Origin of the sequence: Natronolimnohabitans sp. A-GB9 (assembly GCF_030848565.1) — an archaeon.
GTDB lineage: Archaea > Halobacteriota > Halobacteria > Halobacteriales > Natrialbaceae > Natronolimnohabitans.
The window spans coordinates 369,459-394,195 of the sequence record NZ_JAVDDV010000001.1 but is presented as its reverse complement, the minus strand read 5'-3'; the positions used below and the strand labels follow the sequence as shown (position 1 = coordinate 394,195).

Below are 24,737 nucleotides of genomic sequence, written 5' to 3'. Positions count from 1 at the left end.
ACTCTCTCGTCAACTATAAAAAATTGATCTGTTTACGGGCTCCCGTCCCGCGAGGCCACGGATCACGGCTCGAGGACGACCTTGCCGACGGTCTCGCGGTCTGCCAGCGCGTCGTGAGCCCGCGCTGCCGCCGACAGGGGAACCGTCTCGTCGACGACGACTTCGATCCGACCGGCAGCGAGATGGTCGGTCAGTTCCGGTAGCGCCGTGTGGACGCGGTCGGGAACGTGTTCGAGCGCGTGCTCGAGGTGATAGCCGACGACCGACTGGTTCTCGAAGAACAGCCGCGGCGTCGCCACGGTCGGCACCGAGCCACTGGCCATGCCAAAGGAGACGATCCGTCCGGCGGGAGCGAGTGCCTCGAGGCTCGCGGCGAAGGCGTCGCCGCCGACGCCGTCGAGAACGAGGTCGACGCCGTCGCCGTCGGTCCGGTCGTCGATCGCCGCCGCGACGTCGGTTTCGGTGTAATCGATCGCGTGATCGGCGCCGAGTTCGACGGCGAGGTCGCGTTTCGCGTCGGTGCTTGCAGTAGCGAAGACGTCCGCATCCGCGACGGCAGCCAACTGGACGGCGAGCGAGCCGACCCCGCCCGCAGCGGCGTGGATCAAGACGCGCTCACCGGCCTCCAGCCCGCCCCACTCGTGGAGGGCGTTGTGGGCGGTCAGTCCCTGGACCGGAATCGCGACCGCCTCACGGAGCGACAACGAGTCCGGCACCGGGAACGTTCGCTCGACCGGCGCGGTCGCCACCTCGGCGTACCCGCCACTCGAGGCCAGTGCCGCGACCCGATCGCCGACGTCGACGGCCGCGTCGTCCGGGGCTGCTGCGACCGTTCCGGCGACCTCGAGGCCGGGGACGAACGGCGGAGACGGGCCGTCGGGATAGGTTCCGCGGCGCTGTTCGACGTCGGCGAAGTTCACGCCGGCGGCACGGACGTCGATCCGGACGTCACCGTCGCCGGCCGCGGGTGGCTCCCGTTCCGTGACCGTGAGTACGTCGCTGTCCCCGTACTCGGCGACCTCGATAGCGTCCATCCTATCGGCCCCCGTTTCGCGACGTGGAGTTCGTCGTGGCGGTCGACGCCGCCTCCGCCGTCAGCTGGGCCAGACGCTTCGCTCGCTGGTCGGCTGCTTCGGCCGCGAGGTCGTCACTCGACGGTCCCGGCAGTCGTTTCCATCCCATCCGTTCGGCGATAGCGTCGACCGGCGGAGCGAGCGTCGTGACGACGTCCTCGATCCGCTCTTGATCGACCGCGCCGGAGGCGAGCAACCCCTCGAGTTTCGCGAGACCGAAGCCGACGTGTCGGCCCTCGTCACGCCGGATGTGTTCGAACCCCTCGGTGAGCCCGTGTAACACCGGTCCGTCGGTTTCGGAGCCGAACGTCTCCCGGACAGCCCGGAAACCGACCTGTGCGAACACGCCTTCGATCGTCAGGTGATAGTGTGCGTACGCTGCCGCGCGATGTTCGGGCGTATCGGCCTCGAGAAGTCTCTCCATCGCGGTCTCCGTTCGATCGAGGATCTCCACGTAGGCGTCGGGAAACCAGCGGTCGGCGGTGGGATCGGTCGGTTCGAGACCGCGGGTTTCCTCGACGGGATTGATCACGTCCGTCCAGTAGCGATCGAAGAAGGCCGCGTGTTTGGCCTCCTCGTAGAGGTGGCTGGCGACGAACCGCTGATCGTCGTCGGCCTCGAGTGCCGTCGCCAGCGGGAGCAGATCGTCGACGACGGCCTCCTCGCCGGCCCCGAACATCGCGACCGTCGCACGAAACTGGGTGAACGGGCGTCGACCGAGGTCGACCAGCGTCTCGCGGTCCTGTTCGATATCGATCGCGTACGGATCCCAGTGGCCGCTCGTCGCGTGTCGGAAGTACCGCCCCGCCCTCGAGTCGGTGTCGGAGAGTTCCTTCGCTTGGGCTTTGCCGGGTTGCATGCGTGGTCGTTCGATTGTCTCAGTCGTCCGCAGGCGCCGCACCGCTCGACTCGTCGGCCTCGAGGTCGCCCTCGATGCTCGGCGGATACTTCCCGCGGTCGAGTTTCAGGTCCGACTGCGGGCGCGCCATACAGGTCAACGCGTACGTCTCGGCCTCTTTCTCGGTCAGGCCGCGGGCTGCGGGCTGGGTGACCTCGCCCTCGATGATCTCGGCCGAACAGGCCAGACACATCCCCACGCGACACGAGTACTCCTGGGCGATGCCCTCCTCGAGACACCGACTGAGAATCGTCTCCGTGTCAGAACAGGTGATCGTCTCACCCGTTCCGACGAATTCGACCGTATACTCCGTCATGGGACTCGATACGGAAGACCCCATCAAAACTCTTTATCAACCTGGTTTACCAGATTCGACGAAAGTCGGCACTCGAGACCTGTCACTGCCGTCGATCGCGCTTCGAGCGCTCGAGACACGGGCCGACCCGACGCTGGGTCCCGATTTCGGCCCCGTGAGACCGACAGATAACACGAAAAACGTTTTCTTCACGTAGTGTGGACAGTGTTGGTATGAGTACGCAGGAGCAGTCTGGCACCACCGCCGCGTCCGAGACGCACTCCCCGGACGTGGTCGTCGTCGGGGCCGGGACGGCCGGATGTTACGCCGCTGCGACCGTCGCACGGGCGGGGTACGACGTCGTCGTCGTCGAGCGAAAGTCCGAGGAAGAGGCGGGCCACATCGCCTGCGGGGACGCGCTGAAAGGCGCCGACGCGTTTCCCGAGTCGATTCCGAAATCTCAGATCGAGTCCGCGTTTACGAACACGGGCGTCGACCACGGCCGCTTCGAGATTCCTCAGGAGGACACTGTCCTCGAGATCCCGATTCCCGGCGAACTGGCCGTCATCGACCGCTGGGAGTACGGCCAGCTGATCATCGAGGGGGCGAAAAATGCCGGCGCCGACGTCCACTACGATACCGTCGTCCAGAACGTCACCCAGGCCGACGACGGACGCGTGACCGGTATCGAGGCCGTTCAGAAGGGTGAGCCTCGAACCTACGAGGCCGAGGTCGTGATCGACGCCGCGGGCTCGCTGTCGGTGCTCCAGGACACCGTCGACTTCTCGACGTCGACGTTCGACACCAACGTCGACTACTCACACTTCTGTTCGGCCTACCGCGAGGTCGTCCACGTCGAGGAGCCCGTCGAGTGGTCGGACGCGCTGGTGTTCAAGTCGACCGAACGCGCCGCAGGTTATCTCTGGTATTTCCCGCGCACCGAGACGGAGATCAACGCCGGACTCGGATTCCAGATGACTGAAGAGCCCATGACACTCGTCGACGACCTCAAACGCGACCTCGAGAACCGCCCCGAGTTCGACGGCGCGGAGGTCGACGACAAACTCGGCGCTGCCCTCCCGACGCGGCGCCCCTACGACTCCGCCGTCCACCCGGGGTACATGGCTGTCGGCGACGCCGCGGGCCACGTCAACCCGACGACCGGCGGCGGCATCGCAGGCGCCGCCTACGCCGGCAAGTACGCCGCCGAGGCTGCAGTCGAAGGCCTCGAGACCGGTGACGTAAGCGAGAAAGTCCTCTGGGAGTACAACGAGCGCGTGATGGACCACTTCGGCGCGCGGTATGCCGCCTTAGACGTCTACAACATCCTCTCGACGGCCGTCGACGTCGACGACCTGATGGGGCTGCTCGCGGCCATGCCTGGCGAGAAACTCGCCGAGGCGCTGTACTCGGGCAGTACGAGCATCGGCCCGAAACTCGCCGTCGAGAGTCTCCTCGAGAGTCGTGGCCACTGGGGCACCATCTGGAACCTCTTCCAGACCAAACGGCGGGCTGACGACCTGCTCGAACTTTACGAGGAGTACCCACACCATCCCGCCGCGCTCGAACACTGGCAGGAACGTCGCGACGACCTGATGGAAGCCGTCTACGAGACGACCGGCGCCGACCCGAAGTACTGATCTCGACCTCGAGCGTCCGTCTCGGTCGCTTCGGTTCTGTGTCTCATACGGACTACTGTCAGTCGTTACCGGCGTAACCGCGACCCGGACTGCGGTTGCGCCGGTAAATCGGTACAGCAATCCGTATCATAGACGCCTCCGAGTGGCCGGCCAGGTATCTTCGAACGATAGTCTCGAAAGACTGTTCAGAAAGCATATCTGTCGTCGATCGAAAACGTAGAGCATGCATCGACGACGGTTCCTCTGTGCGACTGGGACGGGTACCGTCGGCGCTCTCGCTGGCTGTTTCTCGAACGTTCCGGTCACCGACGTCCCCGCCGACGAGTGGCTCTACACCTGTTCGTATGACGCAGAGATGTTCGCACTGGTCGACGACGGGGACGACTATCGAATGGTCTGGAACGAGTCGCGATCGGACCAGACGACCGATATCCAACTCGACCGGAACCACGACGTGTTGGTCTGTAATCGCGGCGACGGACTCGAGAAGTGGGTCCGTGGCGAGGGTCGGCCACGGTTGCGCTGGCGGTACGACGGCCTCAGGAGTTCGATTCGGGGCGTCTCCGTCGACAGGGACAACGACTACTACCTCGGCTCGTGGAACGAACACGGCTTTCACAAGATCGTCGAGGACGACGGGGAACCACGACGGGCCTGGGAGTACACCTGGTCGGGAGCCGACGGGATGGTCGCGAGCGCGCCGCGACGGACCGGTGAGGTCGCCGTCGGTCTCAAGAACAACGAGGTGCATCTCCTCGGCGAAGAGGCCGGCGAACCGTATCGACACTGGCGGTGGTCGCCGGAGACGGGCGAGATCGTTCGGGAACTGCTGTGGGGACCCGACGACGAACTGTACGTCGGCTGTGAGGACCACCGGCTGTACAAGCTGGTCGACACCGATCCGGGATCGGAACCCCGACTCGAGTGGGCCTACGACAGCAACAACATCGTCTTCGGGGCCTCGAGGACGCCCGACGGCGACCTCTACGTCGCGACCAACGCCGGAGAAGTCCACTACGTCCGTGAGGAAGACGGCACGCCGACCCGACAGTGGGTGTATCACCACACCGATCCGGACGATCCCGTGCCGACCGACGATTACTGGTGGGACGGCAAGGCCCATCAGGTCGCCGTCCGCCGCGACAACAGCGAACTGTACAGTTGCGCCTACGATGGAACCGTCCACAGGATCGTCGAGAGGGACGGACGACCGGTCAAAACCTGGGAGTTCGACGGCCACTCAGACAACGTCCGGGAAGTCCGGATCCAGTACGAGGCCATCGGAACGTGGCCCGAGAAGTGGTAGGCCCTCGGTTGACATCCTCCCGCCCTAAAGAGCGGTCGCCCTCGAGATCGGACAGATGAGACACCCACGGGGCAACGGCGAGACTGGGACCGTCTCGCACTCCTCGTCGACTCGCTCGACACGCTCATACTCGTGTCAGAAGTGTTCTATCAGCGGCTGACGCCGACGTTTGAAGCAGATCTGTTCGACCTCGTGGAGTACGGGCTCGACGAGATCGCTGTCCCCAACCCTTTCTCCAAGAACAACTCGCTACCGCCATCAAACCGACTGCTGAGGCCTAACTAAAGACCAATGCTAAGCTAGCCATTCATAGAGATAGTATACTGCACAGATTGCGGTAAAGCCGGCTATCATTGCATCGCCGACCGAAGTGCTAATAACATAATTGGTGGCCATAAGAAGTGACCATCCAGCGAAGAGAACAGCAAGGAACCGTTCTGATTGGAGGCGTTTCGTTGCATATCCAAAGACGAGCATAGCGGCTACGTATACCCCTGTCAGCGATAGAATAACGTTGTTTTCTCCATTGGATATAGATGAATACAAGAGCACCAATTGAAGCCCTAACACGGCGAAAACAACGATGAGACCAACAGTCCATCCAGAGGTTCGTAATAGCCTTCGGAATCCGTTTGCTGTGGGCATGGTGTCATATTCTTGCTTCAGCCACAATAGTTTTACTCCCCTACACAATAGCAATATTATTTATACATAATAAAATTTATAATTAGATTAATTATATAAACTCATATTCCAGATCATCTGTTATTAGATTGGTGAAAGATCACTCCAGGAGGGACGACTTGGGAAGTCGTCAGGGTCTGTGGGAATGTCACTTGGATCAATGGGGATTCCGGATGCTGCTTCACTGAGATCACTAGTACAGAGGTCACAATCTTCTGGAGAAATTCCTTCCTGTTCAAGATCCCAAGCACACCATAGTCCGGAGGCAACAATAACTGGTTTCACTCCTGTGGCAATAGAGGCTGTAAAGATACTACAACTGCGAGACACTTGCTCGTTAGCCTCCACCCAATCGTATGCACACGAGAGGTTGGGAAACTTACCAAATCCACACATTCCTGCTGGTCCAGTCACCTGCTGGGGTGTGAACTCACCGCGACTGGATTGTTTTTGATCCTGGTCTATCGAGACGTTTAGGACATTCTCATCACCGGATTCTGAAGGGAAATATGCTGATACAAAGATGGCTCCGGATTTGTCTTCTTTAGTATGGACTGCAGTCGGTGGCAGCTCTTCGTTGTTGGTCCATACGATCTCTGCACTTTCTGGCTTTTTCTCCGTTCCATCAACAACATATGGAATTCGCACAAAGTATGTTGTTTCATCATCTTTTGTAACTTCAGTTACTTCAGCATCGTCCCATCTTTGTTCACCAATGAAACCATATTGCTCAATTAATTCTTTAACCTTCTTGTCCGAACGTGTTCTTTTAATAAATTCGTCACGCTCTGAATTCGTCAATTCCTTAGCAGTAACGCTCATTGTCGAAGCAGCGAAACCAGTCGTCGTTGCCGCGGCTGATTTTAGGATCGTCCGTCGTCGAATTGATGAATTTGTTTCTCTCATCTTCAGTTAACACATTGACTAATAGTAGCTTAAAAATTTTTATTATTCTAAATAATAACAGATGGTTAAAATAAAGATACTAAACGCTGTCCTGTCGCCGGGTTAACCAACAACTATGTCCATCTGTCTTTAACTAAGAGAAGAACCGCGTGACAGCGGCGGCTTATCGAGGCTGCTTTGCGAGAGGAATAAGGAGGCGGCAAGTGTGCACCAAGACGCCGGCTGAATTGGTGTCCCGGGGTGTGACTCGAGGGACCGATACCGTCGTCACCATCGATCGAACTCGTTTCGAGGAGCGGGACCGTTCGGTCCAAAAAACAGTATCTTCTCGATACTATACGTTCTCGGACAGACGTTGCTTCGGACATGACATAAATACGCACTGGCCGAAATCCTACCTGGTTAGGGGTCTCTGCTATTCTTGTTGGCCGGATACAGTGTCTCGATGGTTCGACAATACACGCGACGGAACGCGGTAACACTCATCGGAGCGACGGGGGTCATCGGACTCGCTGGCTGTCTCAGCGGTAACGGGATGGACGACGACGGAGCGACCGAAGGAACGACCGACGACACTGACGTCGGCTCGAGTGACCGCGACGCCGGCATCCGCGTCGCCCACCTCTCGCCGGACGCACCGAACGTCGACGTCACCCTCGACGGTGACACCGTCCTCGAGGACGTCCCCTACCGGGCGGTCAGCGACTACCTCGAGGTCGCACCTGCGACGTACGACGTCGCGATTGCGGCCGCGGACGATCCGGACACCGTCGTCTTCGACGACCGAGTCGACGTCGGCGACGGGAACTACACGATCGCTGCGCTCGGCGAACTCGCTGCGGAGAACCACCCGTTCGCACCGGCCGTCCTCGAGGACGATCTGAGCGACCCGGGCGACGACGTCCGCGTGCGACTCGTCCACGCCTCGCCGGACGCCCCCGCCGTCGACGTCACGGTTGGCGACGGCGAGACGGTGCTGTTCGAGGACGCGGCTTTCGGCGACGCGGCAGCAGTCGACGTCGAACCCGGCGACTACACCCTCGAGATCCGGCCGGCGACCGACGGCAACGACGGCGACGTCGTCGCGACGTTCGGGTTCAGTCCCGCTGCAGGGAACGTCTACTCCGCGTTTGCCGTCGGCTACCTCGAACCCGAGATGGCGCCGGCCGACGAGGCGTTCGACCTCGAGGTCGTCCTCGACGCCGGACACGACGATGCCCACGACGCAGACGGCGACGAAATGTACGGCGAGGACGGGAACGGTCACGACGACGAGATGCACGGCGAAGACGATGGGAACGGTCACGACGGCGACGATGGAGCTGGGATGCACGACGACCACGACAAAGCAGACGACGACTCGAGCGGCGGCTACTGAGAGGAGACAAATACGTTGGGATCCCGACCGCGCCATCGATCTCTCGAGCGAAACGCATCGGCCGAGAACGCTCGAGACGACCGATCAGACGCGAGTTCGTAACTGCTCGATCCGTTTTTCGGTCCGCGGGTGGGTGCCGAACAGGCGCCGACGGATGAACCGTCGCGTCCGATCGAAGAATCGGTGTTCTTCCCACGGTGGCGGCACGATGGAAAACGCCGCCGTCGATCCGTAGCCTCGCAGGTCGCGTTCGGGTCGTCGGGTTACGTCCCGATCGAGCGTCTCGAGGGCACTCGCCAGGGCAGCAGGGTCGCCGGTGAGGGCGACGGCGCCGCGGTCGGCCACGTACTCGCGGTACCGGGCGAGCGACGCGATAGCCACCGAGGTCACGAGGAAGACCGGCACCATCGGGAAGAGCATGAATCCCTGGTGCGGTCCGACCACCGGCGAATCGGTTTTCGTCTCCGTGTTTCCGTCCTCGTCTGCCTCGTCTTCCTCGCCGAACATCGCTTCGAACTTGGTTGCAGGAAGCGAGAGCGCCGTCAACACCGCGGCATCGCGGTTCGCGACGTGAGCGAGTTCGTGGGCCAACACGGCCTCGAGTTCGCGGTCGGAGAGTCGGTCACACAGCCCTCGAGAGACGACGATCGTCGACGTAGACGGGCGGTAGCCGACGGAGGCCGCGACGGGAGTGGTCGATCGGCCGAGGGCGACGGTTGGAGCGGGAACGTCAGCCTGGGCTGCCAGCCTGTCGACGCGTGCCTGGAGGGCCGTTCGTTCGGCCTCAAGTTCGTCGTCGGGATCACCCTCCCGCGGCACGCGAGCGGTCTTCGCGGCGCCTTCGCGGACGGCGCCGTCGGCGGTCCACTCGTGGTAGAGCAGTCGACCGGTCCCGTAGCAGACCAACCCCGCGCCGATGACGAACCCCAGCAGAAACGGCGTGATAAACGGCAACGCGTCGATCGCCAGGTAGCTTGCGAGTGCGAGGGCGGGCCCGCCGGCGGCGATCGCGAAGTCCCGACGCGTGAGTGGGACGGACGGGTTAGTTAGCCCTCGAGCGATGGATTCGACTGCTCGGGCCAGCCCGTCGTGACTGATCCGACCGACGACAAGCGGTACGGGCATCAGACGCCGGTAAGCCGTCCCGAGCGCGATCCAGAGTCCGAACACGACTGTCCCGACGGCCACGAGTCCGAGCAACATCGTGGCGAATCCTGGAACTGCGGCGATAAACGCCGCTGCCATCATCGATGCGATCGCGAGCTCGACGACGAGGAGGCCGACGATGCCGACGACGGCGACGACGCTGGCGACGAGCATCCGGAGCCACAGGCCGAGGGTGAGTCGATCGAGTCGCATTGGAGGGTAGTCGGGAGACGCTGGGACCGATCGGAGCGTCGTATACGACGCTACGTGTCAATAATAATTATACTTTCGGACAGCAGTAACGAAGAGAGTTCACGGGAGCCGGGACGGCGATCCGTATCAGTCGTCGATCGACGAGGCCCGACCTCGAAGCCGCTCGAGTCGGTTCGTCGTTGCCGGGTGTGTCCCGAATATCCTGCGGGCGACGAACCGCCGGGTGCGATCGAAAAAGCGGTGTTCCTCCCACGGCGGCGGGACGATGGCGAACGCGGCGGCCGTATCCCTCTCACGGAGGTCCGTCGACGGACGGGACTCGAGGTCGTCGTCGAGTGTCTCGAGGGCACTCGCCAGGCCAGCAGGGTCGCCGGAGATCGCGACCGCGCCGTCGTCAGCGGCGTACTCCCGCCCCCGCGAGACGAGGGCGACGTACCACCGGCTCGCGAGACGGACGACCATCGCGAGTGGCTCGACGACGGGGTTGTAGCCGTACCGACTGCGGGCGAGATTCGCGACGGCGCCGGGTGCAGACAGCGCCGTGAGCACGGCCGCGTCCCGATTTTTCACGTGGGCGAGTTCGTGTGCGATCACGGCTTCGAGTTCCCGGTCGGAAAGCGTCTCGATCAGTCCCCGGGAGCAGACGAGCGTCGACGCGGCGGGCCGGTAGCCCACCGTCAGCGCGAGGGGGATCTGGTGCTCGAGTACCCTGATATCGGGGGCCGGGAGGTCGGCCTGTCCGGCGAGTCGGGTGACGGTCGACCGAAGCGAGGTGTGCGCCGAATCGGGCCCATCTGGATCGTCGACACTCGAGGCCGCGCCGGCGACCTGCGTCGCCGACTCGCTTGACGTGGGGCTCTCGCGGTCGAGCTGTCCATCGAGAGTCCGGAGGACGGCGGTGTCGCCGGCGAACTCCGCACGGATCGCACCGCCGACATGGACGCCGACGAACGCGATGGCACTTATCGCGGCAAGCGAGACGGCAATCGCCTCGGCGGAGACGAGGGTTGTCGCCCAGTAACTGGCACTGACCGCGACGAGCACGCCGACGGTCGCCGGAACGGTCGGTTGGAGACCCACGGTCCGCTCGAGTCGGCCGCGAAGCCGTCGAATTTCGTCGGTGATCCCGTAGACGTCGTCGGGATCGACGGGTTCCTCCTCGGCGCTTTCGGCAGCGCGGCGCTCGACGGCGTCTCGCATCCGATCGACGTGGTCGGGTGCGAGGATCGAGCCGACGACGAGCCAGCAGAGCGCGGCCACGATGAGCAGGGCGAACCCGGACCAGTAGGCGGCGCTGAGGTAGCCGACGGCGAGGACGCCGAGGACGAGCCAGTTGCCGCCGGTCGTGCGCTCGTCGTCGACGTCGTCTCTCGAGCGGATCCACTCGTGGGCGGCCCAGGTGTAGCCGACCGTCAACAGGTAGAAGAACCCGAGCAAGACGAGGAGCGCGAACACCGGTTCGGGCAGCGCCGGCCACAGGAACGGCAGCGCGGCCAGCGCGATCAACAGCGACGAGAGCAACAGCACGTACGAGGCGAGTTCCACTGTTCCCTGAGCGAGTGCACCCGCCGGTGCCGAGCGGTCGCGGGCGGTCCGGACGGTCCGCAGCGACAGTTCGACGGCCGCCAGACAGGGGATGGCGACGGCGACGACGAGCGCTGCGGCGAGTGGCTCGCCGACGAGACCGGAGTCGGCGCCGGGAAGGTACTGGGGTGACGAAAGCGCCGTCACGCCGTAGTGAACGCCCGCGTAGACGGGGACGGCGACGAGCAGAAGGGCCGCACCGACGACGGCACTCGAGAGGACGAGACAGCAGATGGCGGCGACGATCGTCCGGACGAGGAGGCCGGCGCGAGTACGGATCGACGTCACGACGGGACCACCTCGAGCGGGCGCGGACTAGTACCGTTCCACCCGTCGACTGCTGGGGCGAATCGGACGACACCGCAGGATTCGACCCAGCAGTGCAGGCGTGGACCGCCACTAGACGGGATGGAGGGAGGCTGCGGGGGACGCATGTCGTTTGAATGAGTGGTCTCGAGGATAAAATAGGTGACTCTGGTTTCCGACACGGTCTGCTGTACGTCAATTCCGGTGCGACCGTGACCTGTCCTGCGATCGCACCGGAACATCGATACAGCAGTCCGTATCAGGGTCGCTTGCGGCCGATCCGCTCGATCGCACCGGCGATCACGTCGACACCGTGGGTGAGGCTGGCCTCGTCGACGTCGAACGTCGCGGTGTGGTGGCCGCCGGGGTGGTCGGTTCCGATACCGACGTAGCAGGCGCTGCCGCCGTGGTCCTGGACCGCCTGCATCAGGAACGTCGCGTCCTCGCTGCCGCCGAGTTCGTCACGCTCGAGGACGTTCTCGACGCCGTCGGTCCCGCTGGCGACGTCGGCGACGATATCGACGAGTTCCTGGTCGCTGGTGGCACTGGGTGCCTCGGCGCCGACGTCGAACGTGACTTCACACTCGTGCATCTCGGCGGCGTTGCGGACGACGTGGCGGGCCTTCCGATCCATGTACTCCATCAGCTCGGTCGTTTCACCGCGGACTTCGGCGAGGATCCTGGCGGCTTCCGGAATGACGTTGGCCGCGCTCCCGCCTTCGACGACGCCGGCGTTGACCCGCGTTTTGCCGTCGTTGTGACGGGGGATCCCGTAGAGGTTTTGGACGGCCGTTGCCATCGCCTGGACGGCGTTGCGCCCCTGTTCGGGATGGCCGCCGGCGTGGGCGGGCTCGCCGGTGAACTCGATCTCGAGGTGACGCACCGCGAGGAAGCCGTCGATCCCGGCGACGATCTCGCCGGTCGGGTGGTCGAGGCCGATGTGAAGCGCCAGCAGGTGATCGACGTCCGCGATGTGGTCGCTTTTGGCCATCGACTTGCCGCCGCCGACGACTTCCTCGGCGGGCTGGAAGAAGACCTTCAACGTCCCCGAAAAGTCGCTCTCTGCGATCCGCTCGAGGACGCCGACGCCGATCGTCGCGTGGGCGTCGTGGCCACAGGCGTGCATCGCGCCCTCGTTCTCGGAGCGAAAACCCTCCGCGGCGGGAACGTGGTCTGGGTCGTCGCTCTCCTCGCGTGGCAGGCCGTCGATGTCGACGCGCAGGCCGACCGTCGGTCCCTCGCCGCGCCCGAGGACGGCGACCAGCCCCGTCTGTCCCCCGTCGAGGCGCTCGAGGATCGTCTCGTCGACGCCTGCCTCGTTGGCGCGCTCGTACCACGCGGCCAGTTCGGGCTCGTCGGGGACGGCCAGTCGATGGTCGGTCGCGATGGCGTCGGGACCCACGTGAAGGTCGTCGAGATCGACGCGGTCCTCGAGTTCCGCGACGAGTCGTGCGGTCGTGTAGAACTCGCGCCACGCCGGTTCTGGTCGGCGGTGGAGGTCGCGGCGCAACGAGACGAGATCGTCCGTGCTCATACCTGCGTCTCGTCGGGACAGGTGAAAAACGCTGTGTGCCCATCTACGCACGTGGCGACTCGCGTGTGAGCGTCGGTAAGAAACGAATCAGTTACCGCGTCCGGCGCCGTGGATCTGCTCGACTTCGGCCTCGATGTGGACCGAGTCCGGAAAGTTCTGTTCGGCGATGTTGCGCGCGAGGTTGTCGTGGCCGTGGATCTCGAGTTCGCGGGTGAAGACGGTGTACTCCCACGAGGAGAACTGCCGATCGTCGTCGGCGTGGAGCCGACACCGCTGTGGGACGGAGATTTTCTCGGGCGGATGGGAGTGGGGCCCTTTCAGCGCGGCGCCTTTGCGTTCGGCGGTCGTTTTGATGTCGTCGACGATCCCGTCGAGGGCAGCGCGATCGCCGCTCTGGAGCGTCAGGCGAGTCACGAAGGTCATAGTTGGTCGTCCATTCGTCAACGGCCGGTGCGTAAAAACTTGCTGAGATAGGCTCTCGTCGACCCGTTCGAGCAGGTCCCCGAAGCCGGTGGGCGAACGATTCGGAAACACCTTCTTTGCGCCGTGAACGACGATATTTTCACCACGAGGGTCCGCAAACCGGTACAGCAAGCAGTGTACGCTGGACGAACAGTCCGATATTCTCTTAACGTCGCGCCTATTAGCCCAGTTAATGGCAGTCGAAGCTACGAGCGCAGGCGCGATCCTCTTCCGCGATACGCGGGGCCGGCGCGAGTATCTTCTACTCAAGAGCCGCCCAGGCGATTGGGAGTTTCCCAAGGGCGGTGTCGAAGGAGATGAAGAGCTACAGCAGACGGCGATCCGCGAAGTAAAGGAAGAGGCAGGTATCGATCAGTTCCGTCTCCTCGACGGCTTTCGCGAGGACTACGACTACGTCTTCGAGGCCAACGGCAAGACGATTCACAAGACCGTTCACCTCTTTATCGCGAAGTCGTTCGAGGCGAGCGCGGAACTCTCAAACGAACATCGCGACCTCCAGTGGCGCGACTACGAACAGGCGATAAACACCGTCACGCAGGACGGTCCCCGGGAGATCTTAGAGCAAGCCCACGAATTCCTCGACGAGCGCGAGGACGAACTGTAGGGCGCTGTCACCACCCTGCAGTCGGTTCGTGTCGGCTGTGTCGAGGTGAGGAGATCATACGGTCCCTGTCTCGACCCCCGGTATACTCGCGACTTGGCCGCGGGTGTGTCGGCGCTGACGACAACGGTCCATATTAGTGACGTCTCCGTCGACCGCCGCTCGAGTCTCCCAGTCGACTGCCACCCGCCGAGACCTGTAGAACGCGGTGTTTTTCCTCGATCGGTTCCAACGGAGGTCGTGGACCGCTATCCGAGCGAGTTCGCGTTCGAGCTTCGAACCTGCCGCTGGGCCGAGCGCGCCTGGCCGCCCGCGGACGCCGGCGACGTCGATAGCGACCGTGCGATCGTCGTCGCCCGCCAACTCGGCACCAAACGGCGCCGCTGGGACACGATCGTCCTCGAGTGTGATCGCGACGGCCTCCGTAAGCGAGCGCGGTTCGGCCCGGAACGACTCGATAGCGACCTCTTAGATCTCGTTCGCAACGCGCCGACGGAGTGGGCGTACTATCGGGACTGTCTCCCCGAACCGGACTATCCGTGGCGATACGTTCGCGAGGCGATCCATCGCGCCGACGACCGCGGCATCCTCGAGACCCGCAAACCGGGCAACCGCATCGAGATCCGCCGCAAGTGGCCCTATCCAGACTGGCTAGAGCGGATCGTCGCCATCGAGAACAAACCCGACCTCGACGCGAGCGCGGCCACCGCGTTAGGCGCGCAACTCGAGTACGACGTCGCCGTCGGGCTGGCCGACGAGGTCTGGATCGCCACTCAACGGACCGACGAGCGGATCGAACCCGTGCTGTTCGAGGATCTGCCGGTCGAGGCCGGGATCCTCGCACTCGAACCCGAGACGCTGACGGCGGAGGTCGCGTGGTACCCCCGCTCGCTGGCCGTCGACGAGCCCGGCACGCGCATCCTCGAGCGTCCCGACGGCGGCCGCCACGATGGTTCGGCGGCCCGCTTCGAATACATCGATCCCACAGCGAAACGCGAAACACGGTTGGCAATCGCCGAGCGTGCCTACGAGCGTGGCTGGCGATCGTTCGTCGACACGATGCGTCACGACTGTCGACACTTCCAGTTGCACACTCGAGACGGCCACCAGCTAGAACCCTATTGTGTCGCCAAGGGCCGGTGTCAGACGGCCGCGGAGTGTTCCGGCAACTGTGGCGACTTCGAGCCGGAGCCGCCGGCCTGGCGGACACGAGGATGGCCGATCGAAGGCGGGCCGGGAAAACGATGCCGGCAGTTACTCGAGGATCGGCGACGCCGGCGGCGGCCTGGGTTGTCGCCTCTCGACTGATCGTACCACGGTTTTGTGGCTCGAGAGACGAGGTGCTATCAAAACGGAGCTTCGAGACCGTATCAATCGGCAACCGTGACCTCGAGGTCGTCGCGCTCGACGGCCAGACGGAACGTCGGAACGGTGCGGTACTCGACCTCGACGGCCCCTTTGCGACGCAGGCTCTGGAGGCCCGACCGGACGTCTTCGGCCTCGGGATCGACGTCGAACTCGTCTCGGAGCTTGTGTAACACCGAGACGACGCTCTCGGACTTCTCGTCGGGACCGGCCAGAACGGCGACGATCTGGCGCTGGAGTTCCGGGACGCGGATCTTCGAGGGGACGCCCTCGTCCTCTGGGTCGCTCTCGATGCCGGGCTCGACGTCGACGAGATCGGCTGCCTCCGCGGTCGCGCGGATCAGACTGTTGTCGTCGCGAAAGTAGTAGTCGCCGAGTTCGTTCTCGAGGTACTGGTGGACCTCGCTGCCGCTTTCCATGTCCCACCGTTCCTGAAGCTCGGCGTTTTTCGTCGGCTGTAGTTCCACCACGTCCGCCAACCGTTCTGTGGCCTCCTCCGAGAGCGTCATCGGCGAAACGTATGGGGATCCGGTACTTTTACGTTGCGTCCCCGGTCGCGACCGATCACGCGGGTAGCGGGGTCGATCGCCCGGGACTCGAGTCCGTTTCCGGACGACCGTCTCAGTTGATCGTCGTGTGTTCGGACTCCTCGTTGAGCGCGAGGTTCGCCGAAATCTCCGCGTTTCGCATCGCGTACTGTGCGGTCTGCTGGAGACTGACGAGCACTTCACGGACTCGCAGCAGATCTTCGTTTTCCATCTCGGGCAACTCGTCGAGGATCGACTGCTCCTTGTTCGAGACGTCGTGGAACAGCGCCCGTACCTGGTTGGACTTGTTGTAGTCGCGCTCGACGGCCGCCTCGACGGCCAGCGACGTGATTTCGTCGACCAGTTCGTTCAGTTCGCGGATGTCACGCATCACCGAACTGTCGACGTTTAGCGAGTGGCCTTCGGTCTCGATGACGATGTCGGCGATGTCCTCGGCGTTGTCGGCGGTGAGCTCGAGGTTCTTCGCGATCGACCGGTAGCCGATCAGCGGGAACCCACTGTTCAGACCGACCGCCCGCGCCAGATTCGGGTTCTGATAGGCCGTAAAGATCAGCCGCAACAGGAGGACGAAGATCTTGTTGGCCTGGCGCTCACGGTTGAGCGCGCGTTGGGCCAGATCGGGGTTGCCGTGGGCCAGCGCCTTGATCCCCTCGCCGCGCATCGTCTGGCCGGTTCGCTCGAGTCGCTCGAGGAGGTTGTCGAGTGTGAAGTCCTCGGGGTCGACCGAACAGCGGATCGCGATGCTCTCGGGGGTCTCTTCGATGACACCGAGTCCCATCAGTTGGGTCTCGGCCTGGTAGACGGCGTTGATATGGTCGGATTCCAGGGCGCCGTCTTCGGTGTCGATCCGGATGACACGTCGACCGAGGACGTACTGGGCGACGATCGCGCGTTCGACGGCATTGGCGTCTAAGTCGTCGGCGTGGATGATCGCTTCCGTCTCCTCCGAGCTCGCGGATTCGGGCATGACGGTAAGCGTCCCCTTGCCGCTAGTTCGTAGGGAGACCTCGTCGCCTTTCTCGACGGCGTGTTCGGTCGCCCACTCGGCGGGAAGGGTCATGGCAAGCGTCGACGGCCCGAGTCGTTGCACTTTCCGCGTTTCCATACGCGCTCAAAGGGGTGTCACCACCTTAATTTTGACTATACATCCCTTATATCGCCGCCGGCTAGTTATATGCTTGACTGTCTCGCACATACCTACACGATCCCTTAAACAATACTCGAGTCGTTCCCGCAGAAGGGGTAGTGTCGTCGGGCAGGACGCTCGTCTAGACGACTTTTACCATCCGAGTCGTGAACCGACCCGTTCGAACCCGTTCCCAGCCACGAAGCCGTTCGTCGAGTTCGGCGTCGTCCGTGTCGACGCGTAAGGCGTCGATACCGTCGAGTTTCTCGCCCGAGGCGACGATCTCGATCTCGTCGGCCCGGCGGATGACCGCCGGCGAAATCTGGTGGTTCCCGCGTCCGAAAATAAATCCCTGACCGCCGATCGGCGAGACGACGATCGTTACCGGCTCCTCGAGGACCTCGAGGAGTTCCGATTCGGCGGCATCGTGGGCGACTACCTCGCCGTCGCGCCAGACGTCGACGCCCAGCGGCGAGGGATCGATTCCGAGCTCCGATTCGATCGCCCCGACGGTGCCTCCCGGCCCGAAGACGTAGGTCCGGTCCGACTCGATTTCGCGGGCGACGCCCGCTGCCAGCGAGTCGACGCTGCCACTCGAGACCTGTTTGCTCGATTGGACGTCCGGGGCGACGGGGACCGGAACGATGGCTTCGAGTTCCGTTCGAACCTCGCCCTCGCGGTAGGCGTCCTCGTCGATGTCGTTGACCTCGCGGTCCCCGACGCGGTCGAACTCGGCGGCAATCCGTCCCGCGTCCGCAGGTGTGACCGCAAACACCGAGGAGTAGACTTTGACGCCGGCGGGCACGCCGAGCATCGGCGTCGATCCGGAATCGTCGGCCTCGAGTGCCTCGGCGACGTCGACGGCCGTCCCGTCGCCGCCGACGAAGAAGACGAGATCGACGTCGTGCTCGAGGAAGGCTCGGACGGCCGCCCGCGTATCGGCCGCGTCCGTTCCAGCTGTCGCAGGATCGACCGGAGGTGCCGAACGTCGTCCGTCCGAATCGGTATCGGTCGACTCCTCGGCGTCGGTGCCGTTGGCCGGATCGTAGACGACGTTTGGCTCGTAGCCGGCGTCGCGGGCCGCGTACTCGCCCATCACGTTCGCCGCGGTGTAGACCGTCACGTCGGGGACACGTCGGTGGAACGACTGGAGAGCCTCTCGCGCCCGGTCGGGCGCCCGCGGTTCGGCGCCACGCCGGCGTGCCTCCTCGACTTTCCCGTCGGTTCCCTTCAGACCGACCCGACCGCCCATACCTGCGATCGGGTTGACGACGACACCCAGCGATTCCATGGCGGACGTACGGTGAGCCGACGCAAAAGGCGTGTGGTGTTTTCTTGCGAGCGCAGTCGATTCGTCGCCGGTCGGCTGGACTGCCGACGGATCGACGCGATACGTTTCTGAAAAACTAAGAGGGATGGGCACAGACCGCCGACCATGCAACAACTCCCGCAGATCACGCAGGTCGTTCTCGAAGAGGAACCCGCACTCCCGATGGAACTCGCCGGCTGGGGCGTGTTGATCGTGAGCATCCTGCTGACGGTCGTCTGGCTCGCCTATCTCTACCGATAGGTTCCTGGGCCGCCCTTACTCTGCGACGTCGACGCGCTCGCGGAGCCACGCGGCCGCTTCCTCGACGGTTTCCGCGTCGGTTCCCTCGAGGACGAGCCGGACCGATCCGCCGGGATAGCTCCCGACGGCGACGTCGAACCGTTCGCGGACGTCGGTGATCCGATCGAGTAACGCGCTTTCGGGCTCGTCGGCGACGACCGTCTCGCGGACGGTCTGAATACCGGTAAACTCCGATTCGATCGATTCGAACATCGCTTTCATCTCCGAGGGGACACCCGGGAGGACATAGATGTTTTCGACCGCTGCACCCGGAGCGACACCGTTCTCGTTGTGCAACGGCCGCGAACCGGTCGGTAACGCCGCCGTTCCGTCGGTCAGGTCTCCCCGCGAGTAGCCAGACTCCTCGAGCCAGATGAGCGCTTCTTCGTTTTCCTCGAGGTCGCGGTCCAGTGCAGTAGCGACGGCCTCCATCGTGACGTCGTCGTGGGTTGGGCCGAGGCCGCCAGTGACGACGACGGCGTCATAGGCGGTGTGATACTCGTCGACGACGCAAGCGATGTCGTCGATCCGGTCGGGAACCGTCGTGACGCGCTCGACCGAGACGCCGCGATCGTCGAGTCGCTCACAGAGCCAGGTGGCGTTGGTGTTCGTCGTCCGTCCGGCGAGCAGTTCGTCACCGACAGTGACGATTGCGACGTTCATACTGGATCGTTCGGGCCGAGCGTTGAAACCGGCATCGAGAGTAAATGATAAGCAGACAATAGGTATATTCTAGAGAATTAGAATAACCACAAGATTAAATCTTCATACTTCGCTATACGATGAACGATGTCTCAGAGTCGGACGGACGAAACCGGGTCGGACCCGACGACGGTCCTCTCGGCGCTCGGAAACAAGTACAGCGCGGAGATCCTCTGTGCTGCGGGTACACCGAAGTCGGCACAAGCGCTGAGCGACGATATCGAAATCCCGATCGCAACGTGTTACCGACGGATCGAAGAACTCGTCGACGCCGGGCTGTTGACCTGTGAGGGGCGACAGCTCTCCGAGGAGGGACGACGCACGAACATCTATCGCCGGACGCTGGACGAACTCGAGGTCGACTTCTCGAGTGAGCAGCCGAAACTCTCCCGAAAGCGCCGCACCGAAGCCAAAAACAGACTTCAAGACCAGCTTTCGGATTAGGCTCTGCTCGCCGAAATCGAGCGTGGTAAACCGATCGCGGGAACCGGGTCTCCGCCGACGGACGCTAGTTGACATCTGTACTGATACGTCGTCTCGAGTATACACCCCAACACATATCACAAATATGGTGTGGGGACCGTTACCCCACCGTCGGTTCGCCGTCAGGTTCCGATGTTCGGCTTTGGTACCAGATCTTCACCGCAAGCAGGACGAATACCCAGGCGAGGAGCAACGACACGTCGAACGATCCCGTCGAAACCGCGACCACGGTCAGTCCGGCCAGCGAAGCGACGACGACCAGGAGAAAGGCGGCGACACCCCAGGAGAGGAGTGCCCGAACAATACTCATCGCCCTTTCCTCGCCGTTTCGAGTCTCGTTTTCGATACCAGGTTGCTCACATCGGTGTGCTGTCGAAGCATATCAATCTCTCCGAGACCATTCGTACACCAGCGAATACGGCGATCAGAAAGCCTCGTTCTACGGTACGTCTGCGAGAGATATATACTCGTATTGGCGACGTCCTTATATGTCACTGACTAGCAATAGAGTGCGCTAACTGCCGCCTCGGGTCGGACATTCTTAAGTAATCCCACGAGAATACTGCAGTATGACTGAGCGAGCTACCGGCACCGATCGGTCCGCTGCGATCGACCGCGACGGCGAGAGCGAGTCGATCGTCGGCACCGAGCGCGTCCTCCGTGTCGGACACGACCGACCGATCAGGATCAGTGCTGGCCACCGGATCCGCCACCACGACGGCAAGTGTTCTCGGCCACACGGCCACAACTACGAGGTCGCCGTCACCGTCGTCGGGGAACTGACCGAAGAGGGGTGGGTCGCCGACAAGGGTGATATTACTGCAGTAATCGACGAGTGGGATCACATGTTTCTGCTCGAGGCCGGCGACCCGCTCGTCGAGGCCTTCGAGGCGGCTGGCGACGACGATGGAGTCATCGTCCTCGAAGAGCCACCGACGGCGGAAGTGATGAGCGTCGTCTTAGAGCGGAAACTCGAGGCCGCGCTGGGCGACAACGTCGTCGACGTCACCGCCGAGGTGAGCGAGACGAGCGAACTCTGTGGCGGAGGCCGATTCTAAGATGCCGGTTTCGGACTCGACGGACCGCGAAGCGCTCGCCGACGACACCGATGAGAAGGCAGGCGACGGGCTTCCGATCAACGAGCTGTTTTACTCTCTGCAGGGGGAGGGACGGCTCGCCGGCGTACCGTCGGTGTTCGTCCGCACGAGCGGCTGCAACCTCCGCTGTTGGTTCTGTGACTCGTATCACACCTCCTGGGAACCAACCCACGCCTGGATGGATCTCGAGACGATTCTCGCGGAGGTCGAGTCCCACGACGCCGATCACGTCGTTCTCACCGGTGGCGAGCCGCTGCTTCACGAGGAGAGCGTCACCTTGCTCGAGGCGCTCGACGAGCGTGGTTATCACACCACCGTCGAGACCAACGGGACGATCTCCCGTGACGCGCCGATCGACCTCGCCTCGATCAGCCCGAAACTCGCGAGCAGTACGCCCACGCCCGAACGAGACCCGAACGGCGAGGGCGAGCACGCAGCCCGACACGAGGCCGACCGGATCGACCTCGAGGCGCTTGCGGAGCTAGTCGAATCCTACACGTTCCAGCTGAAGTTCGTCGTCACCGACGCGGACGATATGCCGGAGATACTCGACGTGCTTGAGGACCTCCGAGCGACGGCCGCCGTTCCGATCCGCGACGACGACGTCCTCTTGATGCCAGAAGGGGCGACCCGAGAGCGACTCGCGGAGACCCGCAATCGTGTCGCCGACCTGGCGATGGAATACGGGTTCCGGTATACGCCGCGGCTCCACGTCGACCTCTGGAACGACGCGCCCGAAACGTAGACGATCGATACGACTGCCACCGAGATTTCACACTACAATGACCAACGACACCACCACGACCGACGCCCAGTCTCCCGACGAATCGACTGCCGACGAACCGGCCGCGAAACGCGCCGTCGTCTTGCTGTCGGGCGGGATGGACAGCGCTACTGCGGCCTATCTGGCCCGTGAGCGCGGATACGAGCTCTACGCCCTGCATACCTCCTACGGCCAGCGGACCGAGGATCGCGAACTCGAATGTGCCCGCCGGCTGGCCGACGAACTCGACGCGGCGAACTTTCTGCGGGTCGAGACCGGCCACCTCTCGCAGATCGGCGCCTCGAGTCTCACCGACGACGAGATGGCCGTCGACGACGCCGACATGGAAAGCGACGAGATCCCCACATCGTACGTCCCGTTTCGAAACGCGAACCTGCTCGCGATGGCGGTCTCTTACGCGGAGGCCAACGACTGCGAGGCCGTCTTCATCGGCGCTCACAGCGAGGACTTCTCGGGATATCCCGACTGCCGTCCCGAGTTCTTCGAGGCCTTCGAGTCGGTGGTCGACGTCGGCACGAAACCCGAGACCGAGATTTCGATCGAAGCACCGTTCGTCGAGTGTTCGAAGACCGAAATCGCCGAACGCGGGGTCGACCTCGAGGTCCCCTACGAACACACCTGGAGCTGTTACCGCGAGGACGAACCCGCCTGCGGGACCTGTGACGCGTGTGCGTTCCGTCTACAGGCGTTCCAGAACATCGGTGTCCGGGACCCGATCGAGTACGCCGAACGCCCGTCGTACGACGACACGTAACGGGACTCGGTACGAGACACTGTCGTCGACGGTTTCGTCGGCCGTCCTCGAGAGGGAGTTCGCCGTCTCTACTCGGACCTGTCGGCGATCCGTCGAAGCACCGCGAGGGAGAGAACACCCCCGACGAGGCCCGTCCCGACGGTGAGTCCGGGGGCACCGTCGGCGGTTTCGTCTGCGTCGTCTGCGTCCGTCTCGGTACGTGCGTCGGACGCTTCCTCCACGGCAGATTCAGCGTCTTCGTTCGGACTCTCGTCCGTATTCTCGACTTCGTCCGTACTCTCGGCTGTGCTCTCGCTTTCGTCCGTGTTCTCACCCCGTATCGCAAACAGACCGTCACCGCTCGCGTAGACGGTCCCGTCGACGACGGCGACCTGTCGGATCGCCGTGTCAGTCTCGAGACGCCACGTGCGGCTCCCGTCGTCGCGATCGAACGCGGCCACACCAGTCTCGTCACGTGCATCGAATCCCGCGTAGACGGTTTCGGCGTCGACGGCGAGCGCGTCGAACGAGACCGCGTGTTCGAACAGCTGCCAGGTACCGTTTCCCGTCTGCCAGTCGTAGCCAGCGACGATCGCTCGTTCATCGTCGTCGCCGTCGATCCTCTCGTCTTCGGTCCTCTCATCTTCGGTCATCGCGTACAGGCGATCGTCCGCGAGCACGTCCACCGAATCGGTGGCTACCGTCGCGCGTTCGTCGCCAGTTTCCGCATCGAGGACGGTCACCGTACCGGCTTTGACGATAGCGACGCCCTCCTCGACGGCGATCGGCCGACCGGAGAACGTACTCGCCGTCCGGTCGTCTACGCTGTCCGTCCACTGTTTGGCTCCGGTTTCGGCGTCGCGAGCGAACAGCCGATTGTTACTGGTAGCGTACACCGTCCCGTTGGCAACGGCGACCGCGTTTCGGGTGAGAGGGTCGCCACGCTCCCGCTCGTCGTTGAGCGTCATCGGTTCCGGGTCGAACTGCCACCGCTGCTCGCCGGTGTCCGCGTCGAGCGCGTATAGCTTCTGATCGGCGACCACGAACACCAGCCCGTTCGCGACGATCGGTGTCCGGTTCGTCGCCTGACCGAGATCAGGGTTCTGCCAGCGACGCTCGCCGCTTGCGGCGTCGAGTGCGGTTACAGCCGCACGCTCTCCCGTACTGGTCACGTAAACGGTATCGTCGGCCACCATCGGCGATCCGACCGCATCTACCGGCTCCGTACCGTCGGCCAGCGTAATCGCGGTATCCCACTCGAGGGCACCATCGGCGGCGTCGAACGCGTACACGCGCCCGTCGTCGGCGACGAGAAAGATCGTCCCGTCGACAGCGGCGAACTGTCCACCGTGATCGACCGCCCAGTCGACGGCAACCGGTGCTTCTGGACCGTGTGTTCCCTGTACGGATCCGCTGTTGCCGGCGTCCCCCCGAACCGACGACCAGTCGTCAGTCTCGGCCGTCGCGGTCGACTCGGCGGCGACCGAACCCGTCGTCACTGTCCCGGCAGTCACCGCGAGTCCGGTGTACTTCAACACGTCTCGTCGTTCGCACTCGAACATGATCTCGCTCGAAGAGAGCCATCCGTCCCTGTTACTTATCGATGCGGTAGCACCGTTTCTATCCGGAAACACGGACTGATTCACTCAGTGCAACAGTCCACGGATCGATCGCTAACGTTCCTCTCATGTCACCTCGAGGACGCCTTCGATCTCCACGATCGGCGACTCGAGCGCTGACATACACACACAGTCATCGTTGACAGTACGTGAACGTGATAGCTACCGTATAGTTTGATTGTGATTGACAAACAAGGTATTCGTATGAGGCGGCGCACCGTCCTCACGTCGGTGGGAACGGGCCTCGGTGTCGCCGGTTACGTGGGTGCCGCGAGCGCGCAGGATCCGGCCCTGTTCGAGGTATCGAACGTCTGGACGAACTCGCCGGTCGGTCCCGGCGAGATACTCGAGGTAGACGCGACTATCGAGAACGTCGGCGACGAGACCGGCACGACTGACGTCGAGCTCGTCGTCGGCTACGACCCCCAGATCGAGGACAGCGTACTGCTAACGCTTGGACCCGGTGATCGAGAGACGATCACCCTCGAGTTCCGGGCTGGTGATCCGGCAGACGGGTACGAGGAGTTCCCCGTACGGGTCGATACGGGTGCACATACCGTTACCGAGATGGTAGCGGTGATCGACTGAACACCGTCGGCTCCGACGTTTCGGTCACCGACAGAA

The 24,737-nt window shown here is 63.2% G+C and carries 26 protein-coding genes; 11 read left to right on the top strand and 15 right to left on the bottom strand.

Features of this window, described 5'->3' with window-relative positions; genetic code table 11:
* Nucleotides 1-62 precede the first annotated feature (62 nt).
* From RBH26_RS01950 to RBH26_RS01940, 3 genes are read right to left on the bottom strand one after another with little or no spacing between them, the layout of a single operon-like run.
* On the bottom strand, nucleotides 63-1,034 hold the full coding sequence (locus tag RBH26_RS01950) for an NADPH:quinone oxidoreductase family protein (RefSeq protein ID WP_306756194.1): 972 nt from the start codon (nucleotides 1,032-1,034) through the stop codon (nucleotides 63-65).
* Nucleotide 1,035: 1 nt separating this feature from the next.
* Nucleotides 1,036-1,932, bottom strand: a complete 897-nt coding sequence (locus tag RBH26_RS01945; protein ID WP_306756193.1) for a ribonucleoside-diphosphate reductase — start codon at nucleotides 1,930-1,932, stop codon at nucleotides 1,036-1,038.
* Between the two features lie 19 nt (nucleotides 1,933-1,951).
* The gene (locus tag RBH26_RS01940; protein WP_306756192.1) at nucleotides 1,952-2,287 is read right to left on the bottom strand and encodes a 2Fe-2S iron-sulfur cluster-binding protein; all 336 of its coding nucleotides are present in this window, start codon (nucleotides 2,285-2,287) and stop codon (nucleotides 1,952-1,954) included.
* A gap of 212 nt (nucleotides 2,288-2,499) precedes the next feature.
* Between RBH26_RS01940 and RBH26_RS01935 the strand changes: the two genes are divergently transcribed.
* Together RBH26_RS01935 and RBH26_RS01930 are read left to right on the top strand one after the other, a co-directional pair.
* Nucleotides 2,500-3,906 carry a geranylgeranyl reductase family protein gene (locus RBH26_RS01935; RefSeq protein WP_306756191.1) on the top strand — a complete coding sequence of 469 codons (1,407 nt, stop codon included), beginning with the start codon at nucleotides 2,500-2,502 and terminating at the stop codon, nucleotides 3,904-3,906.
* A gap of 223 nt (nucleotides 3,907-4,129) precedes the next feature.
* Entirely contained in the window at nucleotides 4,130-5,212 is a 1,083-nt protein-coding gene (locus RBH26_RS01930; protein ID WP_306756190.1) for a hypothetical protein, read from the top strand.
* Between the two features lie 294 nt (nucleotides 5,213-5,506).
* Here RBH26_RS01930 and RBH26_RS01925 read toward each other — a convergent pair whose 3' ends face one another.
* On the bottom strand, nucleotides 5,507-5,857 hold the full coding sequence (locus RBH26_RS01925; RefSeq protein WP_306756189.1) for a hypothetical protein: 351 nt from the start codon (nucleotides 5,855-5,857) through the stop codon (nucleotides 5,507-5,509).
* Between the two features lie 123 nt (nucleotides 5,858-5,980).
* Nucleotides 5,981-6,802, bottom strand: a complete 822-nt coding sequence (locus RBH26_RS01920; RefSeq protein WP_306756188.1) for a hypothetical protein — start codon at nucleotides 6,800-6,802, stop codon at nucleotides 5,981-5,983.
* A gap of 445 nt (nucleotides 6,803-7,247) precedes the next feature.
* Between RBH26_RS01920 and RBH26_RS01915 the strand changes: the two genes are divergently transcribed.
* The gene (locus RBH26_RS01915; RefSeq protein ID WP_306756187.1) at nucleotides 7,248-8,180 is read left to right on the top strand and encodes a DUF4397 domain-containing protein; all 933 of its coding nucleotides are present in this window, start codon (nucleotides 7,248-7,250) and stop codon (nucleotides 8,178-8,180) included.
* A gap of 84 nt (nucleotides 8,181-8,264) precedes the next feature.
* Here RBH26_RS01915 and RBH26_RS01910 read toward each other — a convergent pair whose 3' ends face one another.
* The 4 genes from RBH26_RS01910 to RBH26_RS01895 form a co-directional block, all read right to left on the bottom strand.
* Entirely contained in the window at nucleotides 8,265-9,539 is a 1,275-nt protein-coding gene (locus RBH26_RS01910) for a M48 family metalloprotease (RefSeq protein WP_306756186.1), read from the bottom strand.
* Between the two features lie 126 nt (nucleotides 9,540-9,665).
* The gene (locus tag RBH26_RS01905) at nucleotides 9,666-11,411 is read right to left on the bottom strand and encodes a M48 family metallopeptidase (RefSeq protein WP_306756185.1); all 1,746 of its coding nucleotides are present in this window, start codon (nucleotides 11,409-11,411) and stop codon (nucleotides 9,666-9,668) included.
* A 277-nt stretch (nucleotides 11,412-11,688) separates the two neighbouring features.
* Nucleotides 11,689-12,963 carry an amidohydrolase gene (locus tag RBH26_RS01900; protein WP_306756184.1) on the bottom strand — a complete coding sequence of 425 codons (1,275 nt, stop codon included), beginning with the start codon at nucleotides 12,961-12,963 and terminating at the stop codon, nucleotides 11,689-11,691.
* An 87-nt stretch (nucleotides 12,964-13,050) separates the two neighbouring features.
* On the bottom strand, nucleotides 13,051-13,386 hold the full coding sequence (locus RBH26_RS01895; RefSeq protein ID WP_306756183.1) for an uS10/mL48 family ribosomal protein: 336 nt from the start codon (nucleotides 13,384-13,386) through the stop codon (nucleotides 13,051-13,053).
* A gap of 232 nt (nucleotides 13,387-13,618) precedes the next feature.
* Between RBH26_RS01895 and RBH26_RS01890 the strand changes: the two genes are divergently transcribed.
* Together RBH26_RS01890 and RBH26_RS01885 are read left to right on the top strand one after the other, a co-directional pair.
* Nucleotides 13,619-14,050, top strand: a complete 432-nt coding sequence (locus RBH26_RS01890; RefSeq protein ID WP_306756180.1) for a bis(5'-nucleosyl)-tetraphosphatase — start codon at nucleotides 13,619-13,621, stop codon at nucleotides 14,048-14,050.
* A 237-nt stretch (nucleotides 14,051-14,287) separates the two neighbouring features.
* Nucleotides 14,288-15,355 carry a DUF5787 family protein gene (locus RBH26_RS01885; protein WP_306756179.1) on the top strand — a complete coding sequence of 356 codons (1,068 nt, stop codon included), beginning with the start codon at nucleotides 14,288-14,290 and terminating at the stop codon, nucleotides 15,353-15,355.
* 62 nt (nucleotides 15,356-15,417) lie between these two features.
* Here the strand turns inward: RBH26_RS01885 and RBH26_RS01880 are convergent, their stop codons facing one another.
* From RBH26_RS01880 to RBH26_RS01870, 3 genes are all read right to left on the bottom strand, one after another.
* Nucleotides 15,418-15,921, bottom strand: coding sequence for a DUF5797 family protein (locus RBH26_RS01880; RefSeq protein WP_306756178.1), 504 nt, complete (start codon nucleotides 15,919-15,921; stop codon nucleotides 15,418-15,420).
* A gap of 112 nt (nucleotides 15,922-16,033) precedes the next feature.
* Entirely contained in the window at nucleotides 16,034-17,065 is a 1,032-nt protein-coding gene (locus tag RBH26_RS01875) for a phosphate uptake regulator PhoU (RefSeq protein WP_306756177.1), read from the bottom strand.
* Nucleotides 17,066-17,228: 163 nt separating this feature from the next.
* The gene (locus RBH26_RS01870) at nucleotides 17,229-18,377 is read right to left on the bottom strand and encodes an ATP-NAD kinase family protein (protein WP_306756176.1); all 1,149 of its coding nucleotides are present in this window, start codon (nucleotides 18,375-18,377) and stop codon (nucleotides 17,229-17,231) included.
* Nucleotides 18,378-18,521: 144 nt separating this feature from the next.
* Here RBH26_RS01870 and RBH26_RS01865 point away from each other — a divergent pair, with 144 nt between their 5' ends.
* Nucleotides 18,522-18,656, top strand: a complete 135-nt coding sequence (locus tag RBH26_RS01865) for a hypothetical protein (protein WP_306756175.1) — start codon at nucleotides 18,522-18,524, stop codon at nucleotides 18,654-18,656.
* Nucleotides 18,657-18,671: 15 nt separating this feature from the next.
* Here RBH26_RS01865 and RBH26_RS01860 read toward each other — a convergent pair whose 3' ends face one another.
* Nucleotides 18,672-19,358, bottom strand: coding sequence for a molybdopterin-binding protein (locus tag RBH26_RS01860; RefSeq protein ID WP_306756174.1), 687 nt, complete (start codon nucleotides 19,356-19,358; stop codon nucleotides 18,672-18,674).
* Nucleotides 19,359-19,484: 126 nt separating this feature from the next.
* On the opposite strand from RBH26_RS01860, the gene RBH26_RS01855 reads away from it, so the two are divergent.
* The gene (locus RBH26_RS01855; RefSeq protein WP_306756172.1) at nucleotides 19,485-19,841 is read left to right on the top strand and encodes a helix-turn-helix domain-containing protein; all 357 of its coding nucleotides are present in this window, start codon (nucleotides 19,485-19,487) and stop codon (nucleotides 19,839-19,841) included.
* Between the two features lie 139 nt (nucleotides 19,842-19,980).
* Here RBH26_RS01855 and RBH26_RS01850 read toward each other — a convergent pair whose 3' ends face one another.
* Nucleotides 19,981-20,190 (bottom strand): hypothetical protein, encoded by a 210-nt coding sequence (locus RBH26_RS01850; RefSeq protein ID WP_306756171.1) that lies wholly within the window; start codon nucleotides 20,188-20,190, stop codon nucleotides 19,981-19,983.
* A gap of 259 nt (nucleotides 20,191-20,449) precedes the next feature.
* Here RBH26_RS01850 and RBH26_RS01845 point away from each other — a divergent pair, with 259 nt between their 5' ends.
* From RBH26_RS01845 to queC, 3 genes are read left to right on the top strand one after another with little or no spacing between them, the layout of a single operon-like run.
* Nucleotides 20,450-20,938, top strand: coding sequence for a 6-pyruvoyl tetrahydropterin synthase family protein (locus tag RBH26_RS01845; protein ID WP_306756170.1), 489 nt, complete (start codon nucleotides 20,450-20,452; stop codon nucleotides 20,936-20,938).
* A 1-nt stretch (nucleotide 20,939) separates the two neighbouring features.
* A complete protein-coding gene (locus RBH26_RS01840) occupies nucleotides 20,940-21,722 on the top strand; it encodes a 7-carboxy-7-deazaguanine synthase QueE (RefSeq protein WP_306756168.1) in 783 nt (260 codons plus the stop codon).
* 37 nt (nucleotides 21,723-21,759) lie between these two features.
* The gene (gene queC, locus RBH26_RS01835; protein ID WP_306756166.1) at nucleotides 21,760-22,515 is read left to right on the top strand and encodes a 7-cyano-7-deazaguanine synthase QueC; all 756 of its coding nucleotides are present in this window, start codon (nucleotides 21,760-21,762) and stop codon (nucleotides 22,513-22,515) included.
* A gap of 68 nt (nucleotides 22,516-22,583) precedes the next feature.
* Here queC and RBH26_RS01830 read toward each other — a convergent pair whose 3' ends face one another.
* Nucleotides 22,584-24,056, bottom strand: coding sequence for a PQQ-binding-like beta-propeller repeat protein (locus RBH26_RS01830; RefSeq protein WP_306756164.1), 1,473 nt, complete (start codon nucleotides 24,054-24,056; stop codon nucleotides 22,584-22,586).
* A 261-nt stretch (nucleotides 24,057-24,317) separates the two neighbouring features.
* On the opposite strand from RBH26_RS01830, the gene RBH26_RS01825 reads away from it, so the two are divergent.
* Nucleotides 24,318-24,701, top strand: coding sequence for a hypothetical protein (locus RBH26_RS01825; RefSeq protein WP_306756163.1), 384 nt, complete (start codon nucleotides 24,318-24,320; stop codon nucleotides 24,699-24,701).
* The last annotated feature ends 36 nt before the right edge of the window (nucleotides 24,702-24,737 follow it).